The organism is Streptomyces aureus, from assembly GCF_001418135.1.
Classification (GTDB): domain Bacteria; phylum Actinomycetota; class Actinomycetes; order Streptomycetales; family Streptomycetaceae; genus Streptomyces; species Streptomyces aureus_A.
Genome location: NZ_LIPQ01000301.1, coordinates 1 through 13,817, shown reverse-complemented (window position 1 = coordinate 13,817; position 13,817 = coordinate 1). Strand labels below are relative to the sequence as shown.

The 13,817-nt window shown below is 72.9% G+C and carries 14 protein-coding genes; 7 read left to right on the top strand and 7 right to left on the bottom strand.

Going from position 1 to position 13,817, the window contains the following annotated elements:
* Positions 1 to 183: 183 nt before the first annotated feature.
* The 4 genes from AOK00_RS24300 to AOK00_RS24285 form a co-directional block, all read right to left on the bottom strand.
* A complete protein-coding gene (locus AOK00_RS24300; RefSeq protein WP_055602415.1) occupies positions 184 to 867 on the bottom strand; it encodes a GNAT family N-acetyltransferase in 684 nt (227 codons plus the stop codon).
* 297 nt (positions 868 to 1,164) lie between these two features.
* On the bottom strand, positions 1,165 to 1,893 hold the full coding sequence (locus tag AOK00_RS24295; RefSeq protein WP_055602414.1) for a ribonuclease H family protein: 729 nt from the start codon (positions 1,891 to 1,893) through the stop codon (positions 1,165 to 1,167).
* A 64-nt stretch (positions 1,894 to 1,957) separates the two neighbouring features.
* A complete protein-coding gene (locus AOK00_RS24290) occupies positions 1,958 to 2,875 on the bottom strand; it encodes an AAA family ATPase (protein WP_079042167.1) in 918 nt (305 codons plus the stop codon).
* Positions 2,876 to 2,877: 2 nt separating this feature from the next.
* A complete protein-coding gene (locus AOK00_RS24285; protein ID WP_055602412.1) occupies positions 2,878 to 4,086 on the bottom strand; it encodes an RNA ligase in 1,209 nt (402 codons plus the stop codon).
* 191 nt (positions 4,087 to 4,277) lie between these two features.
* Between AOK00_RS24285 and AOK00_RS24280 the strand changes: the two genes are divergently transcribed.
* The 3 genes from AOK00_RS24280 to AOK00_RS24270 all read left to right on the top strand — a co-directional run bounded on the left by AOK00_RS24280 (position 4,278) and on the right by AOK00_RS24270 (position 6,808).
* The gene (locus AOK00_RS24280) at positions 4,278 to 4,610 is read left to right on the top strand and encodes a hypothetical protein (protein WP_055602411.1); all 333 of its coding nucleotides are present in this window, start codon (positions 4,278 to 4,280) and stop codon (positions 4,608 to 4,610) included.
* A 249-nt stretch (positions 4,611 to 4,859) separates the two neighbouring features.
* Positions 4,860 to 5,441, top strand: a complete 582-nt coding sequence (locus AOK00_RS24275; RefSeq protein ID WP_055602410.1) for a dienelactone hydrolase family protein — start codon at positions 4,860 to 4,862, stop codon at positions 5,439 to 5,441.
* Positions 5,442 to 5,629: 188 nt separating this feature from the next.
* Positions 5,630 to 6,808 carry a YncE family protein gene (locus AOK00_RS24270; protein WP_055602409.1) on the top strand — a complete coding sequence of 393 codons (1,179 nt, stop codon included), beginning with the start codon at positions 5,630 to 5,632 and terminating at the stop codon, positions 6,806 to 6,808.
* 57 nt (positions 6,809 to 6,865) lie between these two features.
* Here the strand turns inward: AOK00_RS24270 and AOK00_RS24265 are convergent, their stop codons facing one another.
* Entirely contained in the window at positions 6,866 to 7,435 is a 570-nt protein-coding gene (locus AOK00_RS24265; RefSeq protein WP_055602408.1) for an NADPH-dependent FMN reductase, read from the bottom strand.
* Positions 7,436 to 7,698: 263 nt separating this feature from the next.
* On the opposite strand from AOK00_RS24265, the gene AOK00_RS24260 reads away from it, so the two are divergent.
* Positions 7,699 to 9,081: an NAD(P)/FAD-dependent oxidoreductase gene (locus tag AOK00_RS24260; protein ID WP_055602407.1), complete on the top strand. Its 1,383-nt coding sequence runs from the start codon at positions 7,699 to 7,701 to the stop codon at positions 9,079 to 9,081.
* Positions 9,082 to 9,219: 138 nt separating this feature from the next.
* Here the strand turns inward: AOK00_RS24260 and AOK00_RS40560 are convergent, their stop codons facing one another.
* Positions 9,220 to 10,044 carry a hypothetical protein gene (locus AOK00_RS40560; protein ID WP_055602406.1) on the bottom strand — a complete coding sequence of 275 codons (825 nt, stop codon included), beginning with the start codon at positions 10,042 to 10,044 and terminating at the stop codon, positions 9,220 to 9,222.
* Between the two features lie 178 nt (positions 10,045 to 10,222).
* On the opposite strand from AOK00_RS40560, the gene AOK00_RS24250 reads away from it, so the two are divergent.
* The 3 genes from AOK00_RS24250 to AOK00_RS24240 all read left to right on the top strand — a co-directional run bounded on the left by AOK00_RS24250 (position 10,223) and on the right by AOK00_RS24240 (position 12,319).
* Positions 10,223 to 10,663, top strand: a complete 441-nt coding sequence (locus AOK00_RS24250) for a GNAT family N-acetyltransferase (RefSeq protein ID WP_055602405.1) — start codon at positions 10,223 to 10,225, stop codon at positions 10,661 to 10,663.
* A gap of 91 nt (positions 10,664 to 10,754) precedes the next feature.
* Complete coding sequence (locus AOK00_RS24245) at positions 10,755 to 11,834, top strand: NAD(P)H-dependent amine dehydrogenase family protein (protein ID WP_055602404.1); 1,080 nt, start codon at positions 10,755 to 10,757, stop codon at positions 11,832 to 11,834.
* Positions 11,831 to 12,319, top strand: coding sequence for a carboxymuconolactone decarboxylase family protein (locus AOK00_RS24240; protein WP_055602403.1), 489 nt, complete (start codon positions 11,831 to 11,833; stop codon positions 12,317 to 12,319). The genes AOK00_RS24245 and AOK00_RS24240 overlap by 4 nt, the downstream gene beginning before the upstream one ends.
* 75 nt (positions 12,320 to 12,394) lie before the next feature.
* On the opposite strand, the gene AOK00_RS24235 is transcribed toward AOK00_RS24240, so the two are convergent.
* Positions 12,395 to 13,817, bottom strand: a 1,423-nt coding sequence (locus AOK00_RS24235; RefSeq protein WP_055602402.1) for a GMC oxidoreductase, incomplete at its 5' end; no start/stop codon positions are given.

Sequence of the window (13,817 nt, the reverse complement as noted above, 5' to 3'; positions counted from 1 at the left end):
GGGCATGAGGAAACGGGGGGCGGGAAGGACTCATCCACTTCTCGCGGATCCTGATTGCACGGTGCGCGGTCCTGTGACGGCCGCTACCCCGCGTCCTCATATGTCGAGTCCTCCCCGTCCCTTCCATGGAACCACCGCTCCGGCGGGGGCGCGAGCGCCCGCCGGAGCGGTGTCGGAAGGGGTTCAGGCCGGGAGCAGATCCTGCGGAACGCGCACCTGGCGGGGTGTGGACAGGCGGAGTTCGATGATGTCGCGGACGGTCGGCCATTCCTCGTCGAGGATCGAGTAGAAGGCCGTGTCGCGGACGGCTCCGTCGAGCCCGCGGGAGTGGGCGCGACGGACGCCTTCGCAGCTCGCTCCGAGGCGCTCGATCGCGATTCTGGAGCGGGTGTTGCGGGCGTCCGCGCGCATCGTGATGCGGCGCACGCCCCAGGCTTCGAAGGCATGCCGGAGCATGAGGTATTTGGCCTCGGTGTTGATGCCGGTGCCCCGGGCGTCGCCGGCGATCCAGGTGTTGCCGATCTCGGCGGCGTCCGGCACGGAGGTCAGCGGATCTCCGTGGGGCATGCCGGGGACGGGCGGCCAGACGAGCGGCCCCCGCCAGTAGTCGAGTTCGAGGAACCGGGTCGAGCCGATGACTCGCTCGTCGGCCGTACTGACCAGGGCGAAGGGCAGGGATCGTCCTGCCGCCTGATCGGTCAGGGCACGGGCGACGTAGTCGAGGGCCGATTCGAAGCCGTCGGGTACGGGGGTGAAGGCGTAGGCCGATCGGTCCGCCCCGCCGGCCCGGGCGAGGGCTTCGGCGTGCCGCATCGCCAGCGGCTCCAGGCGCACGGAGCGCCCGGTCAGGAGAACAGGTACTGGCACGGAACCTCGGGTCTTTCACGGGCAGGGAAAGCTTCCGCCGAGGGGTCGCCGCGGCGGCAGCAGGAGGGAGGTTCTCGCCGGTGCCGATCACGTCAAGAGAGCGACAAACAAGCAGGTAAAACGGTTCGTCACCGGTGGCGAGGAGGACAGTATGCAGCCACAAGCGCTCGGAGAACAGAACCCCCGGCGAACCCGGGGACACGCCTGGGTGAAGGCCGGCGCGCGCCCGGGTGGACCGGTCTCAAGCAACGGACGGAGCCGCCCGCCAGTCGGACGGCCGGAGGGCCCGGAGAGGGGTCAGACGCAGGTGGGATGGCCCCAGCCGTCGGGGTTCTTGGCGATGGTCTCGCCCTTGTCGTAGGCCTTGCCGCAGCGGCAGCGGCCCGGGAATCTCGCCTTCAGCGTGCCGCCGGACGGGCGAGTCCGGCGGGCTGCCGGACCGCCGCCGGGGCCGCCGGAGGAACCGGCCGACGAGCCCCCCGCGGAGCCGGACGGCGCTGAGGAGCGCGCGCGGGGCGCGGAGGCGCGTGTCGGGGCTTCCGGGGGCGGCAGCGGGGCTCCGGCGGCGGAGCCCGTGGGCTCCTGCGTACGTGCGGTGTGGCTGGCCGCGCGGTCGGCCGCGTCGTTGAGGGGGTCGCCGTCGACCTGGTGCGCCGGGACGTAGACGAAGTCGACGTCCCGGCCGGTGAGGAGCGCGTCGATCCGGACGACCAGGTCCTTGTTGGCCACGGGGCTGCCGGAGGACGTCTTCCAGCCCTTGCGACGCCAGCCGGGCAGCCAGGTCGTGACGGCCTTCATGGCGTACTGGGAGTCCATCCGGACCTCGACCGGCACCGCCGGGTCGAGGGTTTCGAGCAGTCGTTCCAGGGCCGTGAGTTCGGCCACGTTGTTGGTCGCGCGGCCGAGCGGGCCGGCCTCCCAGCGGTCGATCGCTCCGTCGGCGCGGCCGATGACCCACGCCCAGGCCGCGGGGCCGGGGTTTCCCTTCGACGCGCCGTCGCACGCCGCGATGATCTTTTCCACCATCCCACGATCCTGACACGGCGGCGGGGGTGGGCGGTCCCACCCCCGCGACGCCGGCCGCCGTGGGTCAGAAGTCGCCGTAGTTGACCTGCCAGGTGGGCAGGCCGATCCGGCGCCAGAGGGCGACGACGCGGTCACGGTCGTCGAGCGAGACGCGGACGTTGTACCGGTGGCGCACCCGGGCGTCGAAGAGCTCGGCCTTCACGAGGTCGTCGCCGCGGCCGTCTCCGGACGCCCGCATCCACAGTTCGTCGTACGGCACCTCGTGGTGGGCGAGCCAGGACTCGGTGAGCGCGCGGTGGTCCTCGCTCCGGCCGGACAGCAGCACGATCCGGTCCCGCTCGGTGTGCCGGAAGGCGCGCAGGGCGTCCCGCACCGACACGTTGAGCAGGTCGCGGTCGCAGCGCGTGAAGTCGTACGGGCCCCGGTCGACGCGCAGGGCGAGGGTGCCGTCGATGTCGCACATGACGGCGGTGGGGAGGCTCGGGTCGGGGACGTAGGGCGCTCCGACGGTGGGGCGGTCGTTGAGCCAGTCCGCGGTGAGCCGCCAGCCGCCCCGGGTGGCCTTGGCGTGCTTGTCGGCGAGGATGCGGATGATCTCCTCGCCGACGGGCCGCTCGCGGGCGGCGTCGCGGCGGACGCACTCGTCGGCGGGGACGTCGGTGAAGTCGTGGACGGCGAAGGTGGCGAGGCCCCCCACGGCGGCCTTCAGCCGCTTCGGGACGTGCGGGGTCAGGTGGGTGTTGTCGACGACCACGTCGAAGCCGTCGTCGACGGCGGCGCGGACGGCGGCGTCCTGGATGCCGAGCACGGTCTGCTCGTGCTTGTGGGACCGGCCGCGGTCCGGCGCGGGGACGTCGAGCATGGCGCGGAGGTCGTCGAGGTTGACGCGGCGCACGCGTCCCTCGGCGGCCGCCTGGAGGGCGCGGGCGGCCGTCGTCTTCCCGGAGGCCGGGAGGCCGGTCATGACATGGACGACAGGCACGTTCAGTTCTCCTGGTCGTGGGCGAAGGGATCGGTGGCCCCGGGGCGCAGCTGTCGCCACACGAGGAGGTCGGTGGGGCGCCCGTCGAGGCGCAGGAAGAGGGCGGCGCGCAGGCCGCGGTCGGACACCCCGGCCGCGGCGCGGGCGAAGGCACCCCGGTCGCCGGCGAGGTGGGCCACGCGAGTGTACGCCTCGTCGACGGCACGCTCGCGCTCGGCGGCCGCGGCTTCGAGGCCGCCGATCACCTCGCGCACCCAGGCGTCGAACTCGTCCGGCACCTGCTCCAGGAGGGCGTCCAGCGGCTTGCCGCCGTCCGCCTCGACCTCGGTCACGGAGCAGCCGAGGCCCTTGGCGAGTTCGCCGGCCGGGAGGCCGGCGAAGCGCTGGATGCCGTGGCCGCGCCAGATGTCGCGCTCGGTGACACCGGTGAGCACCTTGTGGAGGCGCACGTACTCGGCGAGCTTGGCCTTGGCGCGCAGGCCGGAGGCGAAGCGCAGGACGAAACCCTCGGCGTCGGTGCCGGTGGCCCGGTGGCCGCCGGGCAGGGTGTTGGACTCGGTCAGGGCGACGAGCTCGGCGATGCCCATGGCCGGCCAGGTGCGGACGACGGAGCCGACGGGCCGCCAGCCGGTGGCGGCCTCGGCGAGCGGGATCTCGGTGCCGTCCCGGCCGAAGGCGGCGAGCAGGACGAGGTCGCGCCGCTCGCCGTAGTTCACGACGATGCGGTTGCCCGGGTAGAGGATCTCGGCGAGGTACGTGACGCCGGGCGTCAGGCCCGTCGTGTCGGCCGCGTCGAGCCGGCGCTGCGCCCAGGTGGCCTGGGTGCTGGTGAAGGAGCCCTTGGAGGCGACGTGCCAGCGGCCGTCGTAGTGGAAGACCACCGCGAGGCTGCCGTCGACCTTGTCGTACACCTCGAACGGCTCGTCGGGCAGCGGCGGCGCGTAGGGGCGGCCCGAGGCGTGTTCGGAGACGTTGAAGAACTTGGGGAGGGGGAGCGCGACGATCCGTCCGGTGGCGTCGTCGGCGACGAGTCCGCGGCAGCGGGTGGTGGCCCGGTTCCAGTGCTGGGCGTACTGGCACGCGCGCGTGTACGTGTAGATCGACAGTGGCAGCTCGGGGTGCCGCTTGCGCGTGACGTGCCCGTCGGCGAGTGCGGCGTCGAGCTCGTCGGACGGCATCAGGTCGTGCAGAGTCAGGGTCGCCTGGCTCATGGGGTCCCTCCCGTGTGTTCGATGATCCATTCTCGGTGGTCGGGGGCCTGGGGGACAGCGAATTTCCGGCACGGCGGGAGGGTGTACGGGTGGTGTGCGGGGGCTCGCTCCGGGGCGTGTCGGTGGTGCCCCGTAGACTCGCCGTCTCCCCGTCGGTGACATCACCGGCGCAGACGAAGGAAGCGAGCTCCATGAATCACGCGGACGGCACGGCACCGATCTACGCCGAGCTCATACGGGAGCGGGGGGATGTTCCGGGTGACGTCCGCCAGGTCGCCGAGGAGGTTCTGCGGGACCTGAGCCGGGTCATCCAGGTGCCGCCGCAGGGGGTCCAGGGGCCGCAGCAGGGCGTCGTCGCGCACGCGGGGGCGGTCGCCCACCCGGGGGCGCACCAGGGCGTCGTCGCCGTCGCGCACCCGGGCGCCGTCCAGCACTCCGGTGTCGGTGGCCCGATGGGAGTCAGCGGGCCTTCGGGTGTCGTGGGTCAGGCGGGCGCCGTCCTGCCGCAGCGGCCGATGCGCTAGCCGACGGGTTCCGGGGCCGTCCGTCACGCTTCCGGCCCGCCCCGGCCCGTCCGCGTCGTTCCCGGTCGTCCCCCGCCGGCCCGTCCGCGTCGTCCACGGTCGGCGCCCCGGCCCGTTCGCCCCGATCCCGTTCGTCGCCCCGGCCGGCCGCCCGTTTCCGGGCGTTGTCAGTGGCGTGGGCCATGCTGCTGCCGATCGGCCCGTGCCGCAGTGGAGGCGGGCCACGTACGGACGACTGGGGATGACGACATGGCCGAGGTTCTGCTCTTCCACCACTCGCTCGGGCTGACCGAGGGAGTCGGCGCGTTCGCCGATGAGCTGCGGCGGGCGGGGCACACGGTGCACACGCCCGACCTGTACGAGGGCCGGACCTTCACCGACCTCGAATCCGGCGTCGGGTACGCCCAGGAGATCGGCTTCGACGCGCTCGTGGCGCGCGGCGAGCGGGCGGCCTCGGAGCTGCCCGGGGCCCTTGTCTACGCCGGGTTCTCGCTCGGTGTGCTGCCCGCCCAGAAGCTGGCGCAGACCCGGGCCGGGGCGCTCGGCGCCCTGCTGTTCAGCGCCTGTGTGCCGGTGTCGGAGTTCGGCGCGGCCTGGCCCGAGGGCGTCCCCGCGCAGGTGCACGGGATGGACGCCGACCCCTTCTTCGTCGACGAGGGCGATCTGGCGGCCGCCCGGGCGCTGGTGGCGGGCGCGGCGGACCGGAGACTTTTCCTGTACCCGGGGAGCGCGCATCTGTTCGCCGAGCGCGGGGCGCCGTCCTTCGTGCCGGAGGCGGCCGCGCTGTGCGTGGAGCGGGCGGTCTGCTTCCTGGACGCCGTCAAGCGCTGACCACCCTTGACCGGCAGGGCTGTGCGGACGGGGTCAGCCGATCGGTCGACCCCGGGGTCGTCCGTCCCGATGCCGGGCCGGGGCCGGCCGTCGGACCGTACACGGCCGTGCGCGGGCGGAGGATCGGTGCAGGGTGCGGCCCGTCCTCCGACGGGGCCGCCCGTGTCCGCCGTACCGAGGAGTCCGTCATGACGAAGTACCGCCGTGCGTCCCGTACCGCCCGGGTGCTCCTGCCCGGGGCCGTGGCCGTGGTCCTGCTCGCCGGCTGCGCGCAGGGGTCCGGAGGGGCGGTCTCCGCGACGGGATCGGCATCGCCGGCCGGGGGGTCCCCCACCGGTGCGCCGCCCACCGCCGGCTCTTCCGTGGCCGTGACACCCGCCCCGGCCGGCAAGCCCGCGCCGGGCACGCTCCTGGTCGCCGACTTCGGCGCCGACACGGTGACCTTCGTCGACCCCGCACGGGGTGCCACCGGCTCGGTGAAGGTCGGCACCGCTCCCTACGGTCTGGTCCTCGGCGAGGACGGGCGGGCCTGGGTGGCGACCGCCGAGGGCGTCGCGGTCGTGGACACGACGACCCGGCGGCGGCTCGCGCTCGTCCCGTACGAGACGGACGCGGGTCCCGTGACCACGGGCGAGTACCGGGGCGGCGGCATGGGCATCGCGCTCTCGCCGGACGGTCGCCGGGTGTACGTGGGGGTCAATGTGCCCGACGGGAACGGCACCCTGGAGGTGATCGACACCACGGCCCTGCGGGTCACGGGCACGGTGCCGGTCGGCCGGCGGCCCTTCGACGTGGACGTCTCAGGTGACGGCGCCGAGGTGTACGCGACGAACCACGACTCCTTCGACGTCACGGTCGTCGACGCGGGGACGCTGGAGCCGCGCCGGGTGGAGGTCGCCCCGTACGGCACGGAGGGCGGGCTCGGGTCCTGGCTGAAGCCGCACTACACGGCCGTGCGCCCCTCGGACGGCAAGCTGCTGCTGCCCTTCGAGGGCGAGCGGCTCGCGGTCGTCGACCCGCGCACGGGCCGGACGGCCGTCGAGCCGATGACCGCGAACACCCACCAGCACGGCGCCACGGTGACCGCCGACGGCACGCTCCTGACGGTGGGCACGGGGCCGATCGACCCGGACGAGGACGAGGGCCCCTCCCTGACGGTCCGCGCCCCCGACGGAGCCGAGCGGGTCTACCCCCTGGAGGGGCCGCACGAGGACGTGGCGGTCTCCGAGGACGGCCGCACCGCCTATGTGACCGGTGGGTTCACCCGGGACGGGTACTGGGACGGCCTGAGCATCGTCGACCTCGACACGGGTGACGTCCGCCGGCTGGAGGCTGGTTCGCGTCCGCTGGGGGTCGTGGTCCTGTGACCCCGTCTCAGCGCTGGGGCGGGACGTCCGCTGGGGGTGGTGGTCCTGTGATCCCGTTCAGCGCTGGGGCAGGACAGTCGTGACCCGTTCGATGAAGGTCTTGAAGTCGGCCATGAAGTCGGTCAGGAACTGCTGGGTCGTCGGGTCGGTGACCTCGCCGTCCGGCGTGAAGAGCCCCGGGACGAACTGGATGTAGGCCTCGGGGGCGTTCATCTGCGGAGAGTTGCAGAAGCTCAGCACCGAGCGGAGGCTCTGCTGGGCGACGGCGGTGCCGATCTTGCCGGGCGAGGCGCCGATGACGGCCGACGGCTTGTGGGTGAAGGAGTTGGTCCCCCAGGGGCGGCTGGCCCAGTCGATGGCGTTCTTGAGGCCGCCGGGGATGGACCGGTTGTACTCGGGGGTGACGAAGAGGACGGCGTCGACGGCGGCGATGGCGTCCTTGAGGGCCCGGCCCTCGGGCGGGTAGTCCGCGTCGAAGTCGTGGTTGTAGAGCGGCAGGTCCTTGATGGGGATCTCCTGGAACTCCAGCCCCGGCGGCGCCACGCGGAGAAGGGCGCGGGAGAGGATCCTGTTGATGGAGTCCTTCGACAGGCTGCCGACGAAGTAGCCGACCTTGTACGTGGTCATGCGTGGTGTTCCGCCTTCCGGGAGGGGGTGCGGCCTCCGCGCGGGGCCTTCGGCAACGTAACCCGCCCGGGACCCCGCTGCGACCGGAGTCCCGCCGGGCCTCGGAGCCCTCACCGGACCGAAGCGGACCGTGCCGAAGAGCGATCCAGCCGCAATGACGATAGAAAGGTACGAACCACGGATAGTCAGCGGAAACTGCCACATGCGGCTCAGCCGCCCCTGTCCGATGGTTTCTTGCACGCTCATACGGAAGGGCGGACAGCGTGACGCGACCGAGGATCCTCGTGGTGGGCGCCGGATTCGCCGGAGTGGCCTGTGTACGGCGGCTCGAACGACGCCTCACGGAGCGGGAGGCGCAGCTCGCGCTCCTTTCACCGTTCTCGTACCAGCTGTATCTGCCCCTGCTCCCCCAGGTGGCGGCGGGGGTGCTGACCCCGCAGTCGGTCGCGCTGTCGCTGCGGCGCAGTGAACGGCACCGCACCCGGATCGTGCCGGGTGGCGTGGTCGGCGTGGACACGACGGCGAAGGTCTGTGTGGTGCGCACGATCGCCGGGGAGTACGTGACGGAGCCGTACGACCATCTCGTGCTCGCCCCCGGCAGCGTGACCCGCAGTTTCGACATCCCCGGGCTCGCCGAGCACGCGCGGGGGATGAAGACCCTCGCCGAGGCGGTGTACATCCGCGACCACGTCATCGCGCAGCTCGACCTGGCGGACGCGAGCAACGACGAGGAGGAGCGGGCCGCGCGGCTGCGGTTCGTGGTGGTCGGTGGCGGTTACGCGGGCACGGAGACGGCGGCCTGTCTCCAGCTGCTCACCCACAACGCGGTCAAGCGGTATCCCCGCATCGACCCGAAGCTCATCAAGTGGCACCTGGTCGACATCGCGCCGAAGCTGATGCCCGAACTGGGCGACAAGCTGGGCGCCGCCGCGATGGACATCCTGACCAAGCGCGGCATCGAGGTGTCCCTGGGGGTGTCGGTGGCGTCCGTGGACGACGACGCCGTGACGCTCACGGACGGGCGGGTACTGCCGAGCAGGACGCTGATCTGGACGGCCGGGGTGGCGGCGAGCCCGCTGATCGGCACGCTCGGTGCGGAGACGTTCCGGGGACGGCTCGTGGTCACGGCCGAGATGACCGTGCCGGGCCTCGACGGGGTGTGGGCCCTCGGAGACGCGGCGGCGGTGCCGGATCTCGCCAAGGGCGAGGAGGGCGCGATCTGTCCGCCGACCGCCCAGCACGCGATGCGGCAGGGCAAGGCGCTCGCCGACAACCTGGTCGCGACGCTGCGACGCGAACCGACCCGGCCGTACACCCACAAGGATCTGGGTCTGGTGGTGGACCTCGGCGGGATGGACGGGGTGTCGAAGCCGCTCGGTGTGGAGCTGCACGGGGCGCCGGCGCAGGCCGTGGCCCGCGCGTACCACTGGGCGGCGCTGCGGACCAATGTGGCGAAGACCCGGGTGATGACGAACTGGCTGCTGAACGCCGCGGCCGGGGACGACTTCGTACGGACCGGGTTCCTGGCGTCGAAGGCGGGCACGCTGCGGGACTTCGAGTACACCGACGCGTATCTGACCCCGGAGCAGGTCCGGCTCCACACGGACGCGTTCCGCGGGGCGGTCGGGACCGGCGGAGGGAACTGAGGGGCACGCACGCGTACGGGGCCGGAGGGCAGGCGCGCGTCCGGTGCCGGACGGCACGGCGACGGGGCCGGACGGCGAGGACGCGTCCGGCCCCGTCGCCGTGCTCCGCCGGGCGCGCCCGGCGGAGCACGGCGTCGCTCAGCGGGCGAGTTCGGGCGCCGGGCCCATGACGACGACGGGCTGCCTGGCCGGGTCGAGGGCGCGGATGAGTGCGCGCAGCGACTCGCGTGCGAGGGCGACGCAGGCCTGGGTGGGGCCGCCGTGGTCGACGTGGATCCAGACTCCGCCGCCCTTCTCGGCACCGAGCGGGCGTTCCTTGTCGAGCGGGGTCCGGCCGGGGACGCGGTTGTAGTCGATGGCGACCACGTGGTCGAAGGAGCCTTCGAGGGGTTCGCCGGAGAATCCGGTGCCGCTGATGGCGAACTCGTCGTCCTGGTCGTACGGGAGGCGGGAGCCCGGGTCGGGCAGCCGGCCGCCCGCGTCGCCGAGCCGGAAGACCCCGATGGGGGTGCGCAGGTCGCCGGCCGTGTGGTCGGCGGTCCAGCCCCGTAGCGCGTTGTGGGCGGGCCACGGCCCCGCCGACGCGGTCCAGTGGCCGCCGGGGCCCTTCTCGTAGAGGGTCGCGGTGGAGGTGTTGTCGTCGGCGGTGGCGCCGGTGACGACGAGGGCCTGGGTGGTGCCGTCGGGGACGAACGCCTGGGTGGCGGGGCCGACGCCGGGGAGCCTGGACGCGGGGACGGGCGCGGAGGCGATGCTGGAGGCCGGCTCCCCCGGCCCGCCGACCCGGTGCGGCGCGCCGGGTGGGGCGCCCGCGGGACGGGAGTCCCCGGCGGCCGCGGCGGCGGCCGTCCCTGCGGGTGCGGCGGGGGCGTGGGGCGCGGTGCTCGCGCAGCCGCTGAGCAGCAGGGCCGCGCACAGTGTGCCGGCGCCGAGCAGCGCGGGGGCGCCCTTGTGGACGGACATGGACGGATCCTCCTGGCCGGGGGCAATGCGTGGATCCGTACCCGTTCGGCGGGCGGCGCTACGGCGGTTCCGGTGCCCTCACCCGTACGGCCGCGTCCGGCGGTGTCGCCGCCCCTCGTCACCGTTCCGCACCCGAATGCGGTTGACCGGGCCGGACGGGGCACGCTTTCCTGCAGGCATGATGGATCTTCGTATCGAGCCGGCCCTGAGCGAGGCCCACCTCGCGGACTGGCGGACCGTCCACAACACGATCATCCCGACGGCCGTACTCTCCCCCGACGAGGTGCGCGAGCGCGCGGGGCGGAACCGGCTGGACGTCGCGTATCTCGGGGAGGTGGCGGTGGGTTGTTCGACGGTGCGGCCGCCCGACGAGGAGACCGCGGCGGCGACCGTCATCGCGCGGACGCTGCCCGCGTTCCGGGGTCGGGGTGTCGGGACAGCACTGTACGAGCGGGGGCTCGCGCACGCGCGGACGCTGGGCGACGAGGGAGTGGAGACGGTGGTGCTGGCCTCGAACGAGGACGGGCTGCGGTTCGCGCTCGCGCGCGGCTTCGTCGAGGTGGAGCGGTACGTCCTGCCGGGCGACACGGTGCCGTTCGTGACGCTGCGGCTGGCCTGACGCGCTCCGACCCGCACAGTGATCTGACGATTCGTCAGATCGTCGCGTCACGGGTCTGGGAACCTTCGGGGCCCGGCGCTACCCTCCGCGCATGATTCGGACGGTGGTGTGGGGTACCGGAAACGTCGGGCGCGCGGCGATCCGCGCCGTGGACGCCCATCCAGGGCTGGAACTCGCGGCCGTGCTGGTCTCCGATCCGGCGAAGGTCGGACGGGACGCGGGCCGGCTCGCGGGGCTCGGCCACGACCTCGGGGTCGTGGCCGTGGACGATGTGGGCGCCGTGCTCGACGGGCGGCCGGGGGCGGTGGTGTACGCGGCTTCCGGCGACACCCGGCCCGACGGGGCGCTCGACGACGTGGCGCGCGCGGTGCGGGCGGGCGCGGTGGTGGTCACCCCCGCGCTGTATCCGCTGTACGACCAGCGCAACGCGCCGCCCGAGTTCCGGGATCCGGTGCTGGCCGCGGTCGCCGAGGGCGGCGGTTCGCTGTTCGTGTCGGGAGTGGACCCGGGCTGGGGCAACGACGTCCTGCCGCTGCTCGTGAGCGGGCTCGGCAGCACGGTGGACGTGATCCGCTGCCAGGAGATCTTCGACTACTCGACGTACGAGCAGGAGGAGTCGGTCCGGGACCTGATCGGGATGGGCCGGCCGCTCGACTACGAGCCGCCGATGCTGCTGCCGTCGGTGCCGACGATGGTGTGGGGCGGGCAGATACGCCTGATGGCCCGCGCGCTCGGCGCCGAGCTCGACGAGATCCGCGAGACGGTGGAACGGCGTCCGCTGGAGTCGACTGTGAAGACCCGGACGATGGGCGTATTCGAGGCGGGCACACAGGGCGCGATCCGCTTCGAGGTGCAGGGCGTCGTCGGCGGGGAGCCCCGCATCGTGATCGAGCACGTGACCCGTATCCATCCCTCGTGCGCGCCGGACTGGCCGGTGCCGCCGGACGGGGCGGGGGCGCACCGGGTCATCGTCGAGGGCAGTCCCCGGATCGAGGTGACGGTGGCGGCGACCGCCGAGGGCGAGAACCGCTCGGCGGGCGGGAACGCGACGGCGGTGGGCCGGCTGATCGGGGCGATCGACTGGCTGGTGGCGGCGGAGCCGGGACTGTACGACGCGCTGGACGTGCCGTTGCGGCCGGCGGTCGGGAAGCTGGGAAGGAGACCACGGTGATCATCGACATTCCCGAGGGCCAGGAGCCGATCGGGTACGTGTGGGGCGACATGGTCCCGGAGATCGGGACGGCGGCGGCGAACTTCTCGCTTTCGGTGTACGCCCATACGACGCTGGGGCTGCGCGAGTTCGAGGCGGCGCGGCTGCGGATCGCGCAGGTCAACGGGTGCGGGTTCTGTCTGGACTGGCGTACCGACCGGGACGGCGTGAAGGTCGAGGAGGGCTTCGACGAGGTCGTCGCGGCCTGGCGGGAGACGGAGGTCTCGGAGGGCTTCGACGAGCGGACGCGGCTCGCGGCCGAGTACGCGGAGCGGTACGCGCTGGACCATCACGGTCTGGACGAGGAGTTCTGGGGGCGGATGACGGCCCTGTACAGCCAGGCGGAGATCGTGGAGCTGACGATGAGTCTGGGCTCGTGGCTGGCGTTCGGGCGGCTCAACCGGGTGCTCGGGCTCGACGAGGTGTGCGTGCTGCCGACGCACTGAGCGCGCGGACAAGGGCCGGCCGGGTGGATCCCGGCCGGCCCTTCCCGTTCGACGTGCTGGTTCCGCGCCCCGGGCTCAGAAGTCCTCGGCGACGATCCGTTCGATGTTGCGTTCGGCGAGGGCCGTGATGGTGACGAACGGGTTGACGCTGGCGTTGCCGGGGATCAGGGATCCGTCGATGACGTACAGCCCGGAGTAGCCGTGGAGGCGTCCGTGGTTGTCGGTCGCCCTGCCCAGCACCGCGCCGCCGAGCGGATGGTACGTGAGGTGGTCGCCCCAGATCTTGTACGCACCGAAGAGGTCGGTGCGGTAGATCGTGCCCTCCTTGGAGTTGATCTTGTCGAAGATGGTCTTGGCGGCGTCGATGGAGGTCTGCTTCCAGGCCCTGTCCCAGCTCAGGTCGACCTTGCCGGTGGCGGGGTTCCAGGTGAACTCGGCCCGGTGGGGGGTCTTGGTGATGGAGAGGTAGAAGGAGGCGTACGTCTCGATGCCGGTGGGCAGCGGGGCGACCTCGGCGAAGGCGCCGCCCGCGTCCCAGTTGTCGATGCCCGCGGTGGGCATGGCGGACTGGAGCTTGCCGGTCGGGTCCCACATGTGGTTGGCGCGGCCGCACATGACGTTGCCGTTGTCGCCCCAGCCCTTGCCGATCTCGTTGTTGAGGGCGGGCAGGGCGCCGGTGGCCTTGAGGCGGGTGAGGAGCTTGCTCGTACCGATGCTTCCGGCGGCGAAGAAGACCTTGTCGGCGGTGACGGTCTTGCTCGCGAGGGTGGCGCCCGTGGTGTCGATCTGGTCGATGGCGACCGTGTAGCCGCCGCCGGCCGCCGGGGTGACGGAGGTGACCTTGTGCAGGGCGGAGACGGTGACCCGGCCGGTGGCGGCGGCCTGGGCGAGATAGGTCTTCTGGAGGGTCTTCTTGCCGGCGTTGTTGCCGTAGATGACCTCGCCGTCGAGGGCGGACTTCGGGACGGCCCCGGCGGCCTCCTGCTTCATGTAGTCCCAGTCGTAGACGTTCGGGACGAACACGAACGGGAAGCCGGAGCGCTGGGCGTGCTTGCGGCCGACGCGCGCGTACTGGTAGCAGGCGGTGCTCTCCCACCAGGCCTGGTCCACCTCGGTGACGCCGAGTCCCGCGTTGGCGCGCGGGTAGTACGTCGCGTACATCTCGGCCGCGTCGACGGTCGAGAGGATGGCCGCGAAGTTCTCGCGGCGCGGGGTGACGGCCATGCCGCCGTTGACGAGGGAGCCGCCGCCGACGCCCCTGCCCTGGTAGACGGTGATGCCGGCGAAGTCCTCGGCGTCGAGGATGCCGGTGTGCCGCGGGACGTCCTTGTCGAGGGGGAAGCCGAGGAAGTTGCTCAGCGGCTGCTTGGTGCGGGTCCGCAGCCAGAAGGAGCGGTAGTCGGGCCGGGTGGTGTTGGCGAAGATCTTGCCGTCCGGTCCCGGGGTGTCCCAGGCCATGCCCATCTCGACCATGTGGACGGCGACGCCCGCGCGGGCG

What these genes read in the sequence shown, in the direction of transcription:
- AOK00_RS24295 (WP_055602414.1), bottom strand. Translation starts at nt 1,893, where the DNA reads ATGGTGGAAAAGATCATCGCGGCGTGCGACGGCGCGTCGAAGGGAAAC.
- AOK00_RS24285 (WP_055602412.1), bottom strand. Translation starts at nt 4,086, where the DNA reads ATGAGCCAGGCGACCCTGACTCTGCACGACCTGATGCCGTCCGACGAG.
- AOK00_RS24280 (WP_055602411.1), top strand. Translation starts at nt 4,278, where the DNA reads ATGAATCACGCGGACGGCACGGCACCGATCTACGCCGAGCTCATACGG.
- AOK00_RS24275 (WP_055602410.1), top strand. Translation starts at nt 4,860, where the DNA reads ATGGCCGAGGTTCTGCTCTTCCACCACTCGCTCGGGCTGACCGAGGGA.
- AOK00_RS24270 (WP_055602409.1), top strand. Translation starts at nt 5,630, where the DNA reads ATGACGAAGTACCGCCGTGCGTCCCGTACCGCCCGGGTGCTCCTGCCC.
- AOK00_RS24265 (WP_055602408.1), bottom strand. Translation starts at nt 7,435, where the DNA reads ATGACCACGTACAAGGTCGGCTACTTCGTCGGCAGCCTGTCGAAGGAC.
- AOK00_RS40560 (WP_055602406.1), bottom strand. Translation starts at nt 10,044, where the DNA reads ATGTCCGTCCACAAGGGCGCCCCCGCGCTGCTCGGCGCCGGCACACTG.
- AOK00_RS24250 (WP_055602405.1), top strand. Translation starts at nt 10,223, where the DNA reads ATGATGGATCTTCGTATCGAGCCGGCCCTGAGCGAGGCCCACCTCGCG.
- AOK00_RS24245 (WP_055602404.1), top strand. Translation starts at nt 10,755, where the DNA reads ATGATTCGGACGGTGGTGTGGGGTACCGGAAACGTCGGGCGCGCGGCG.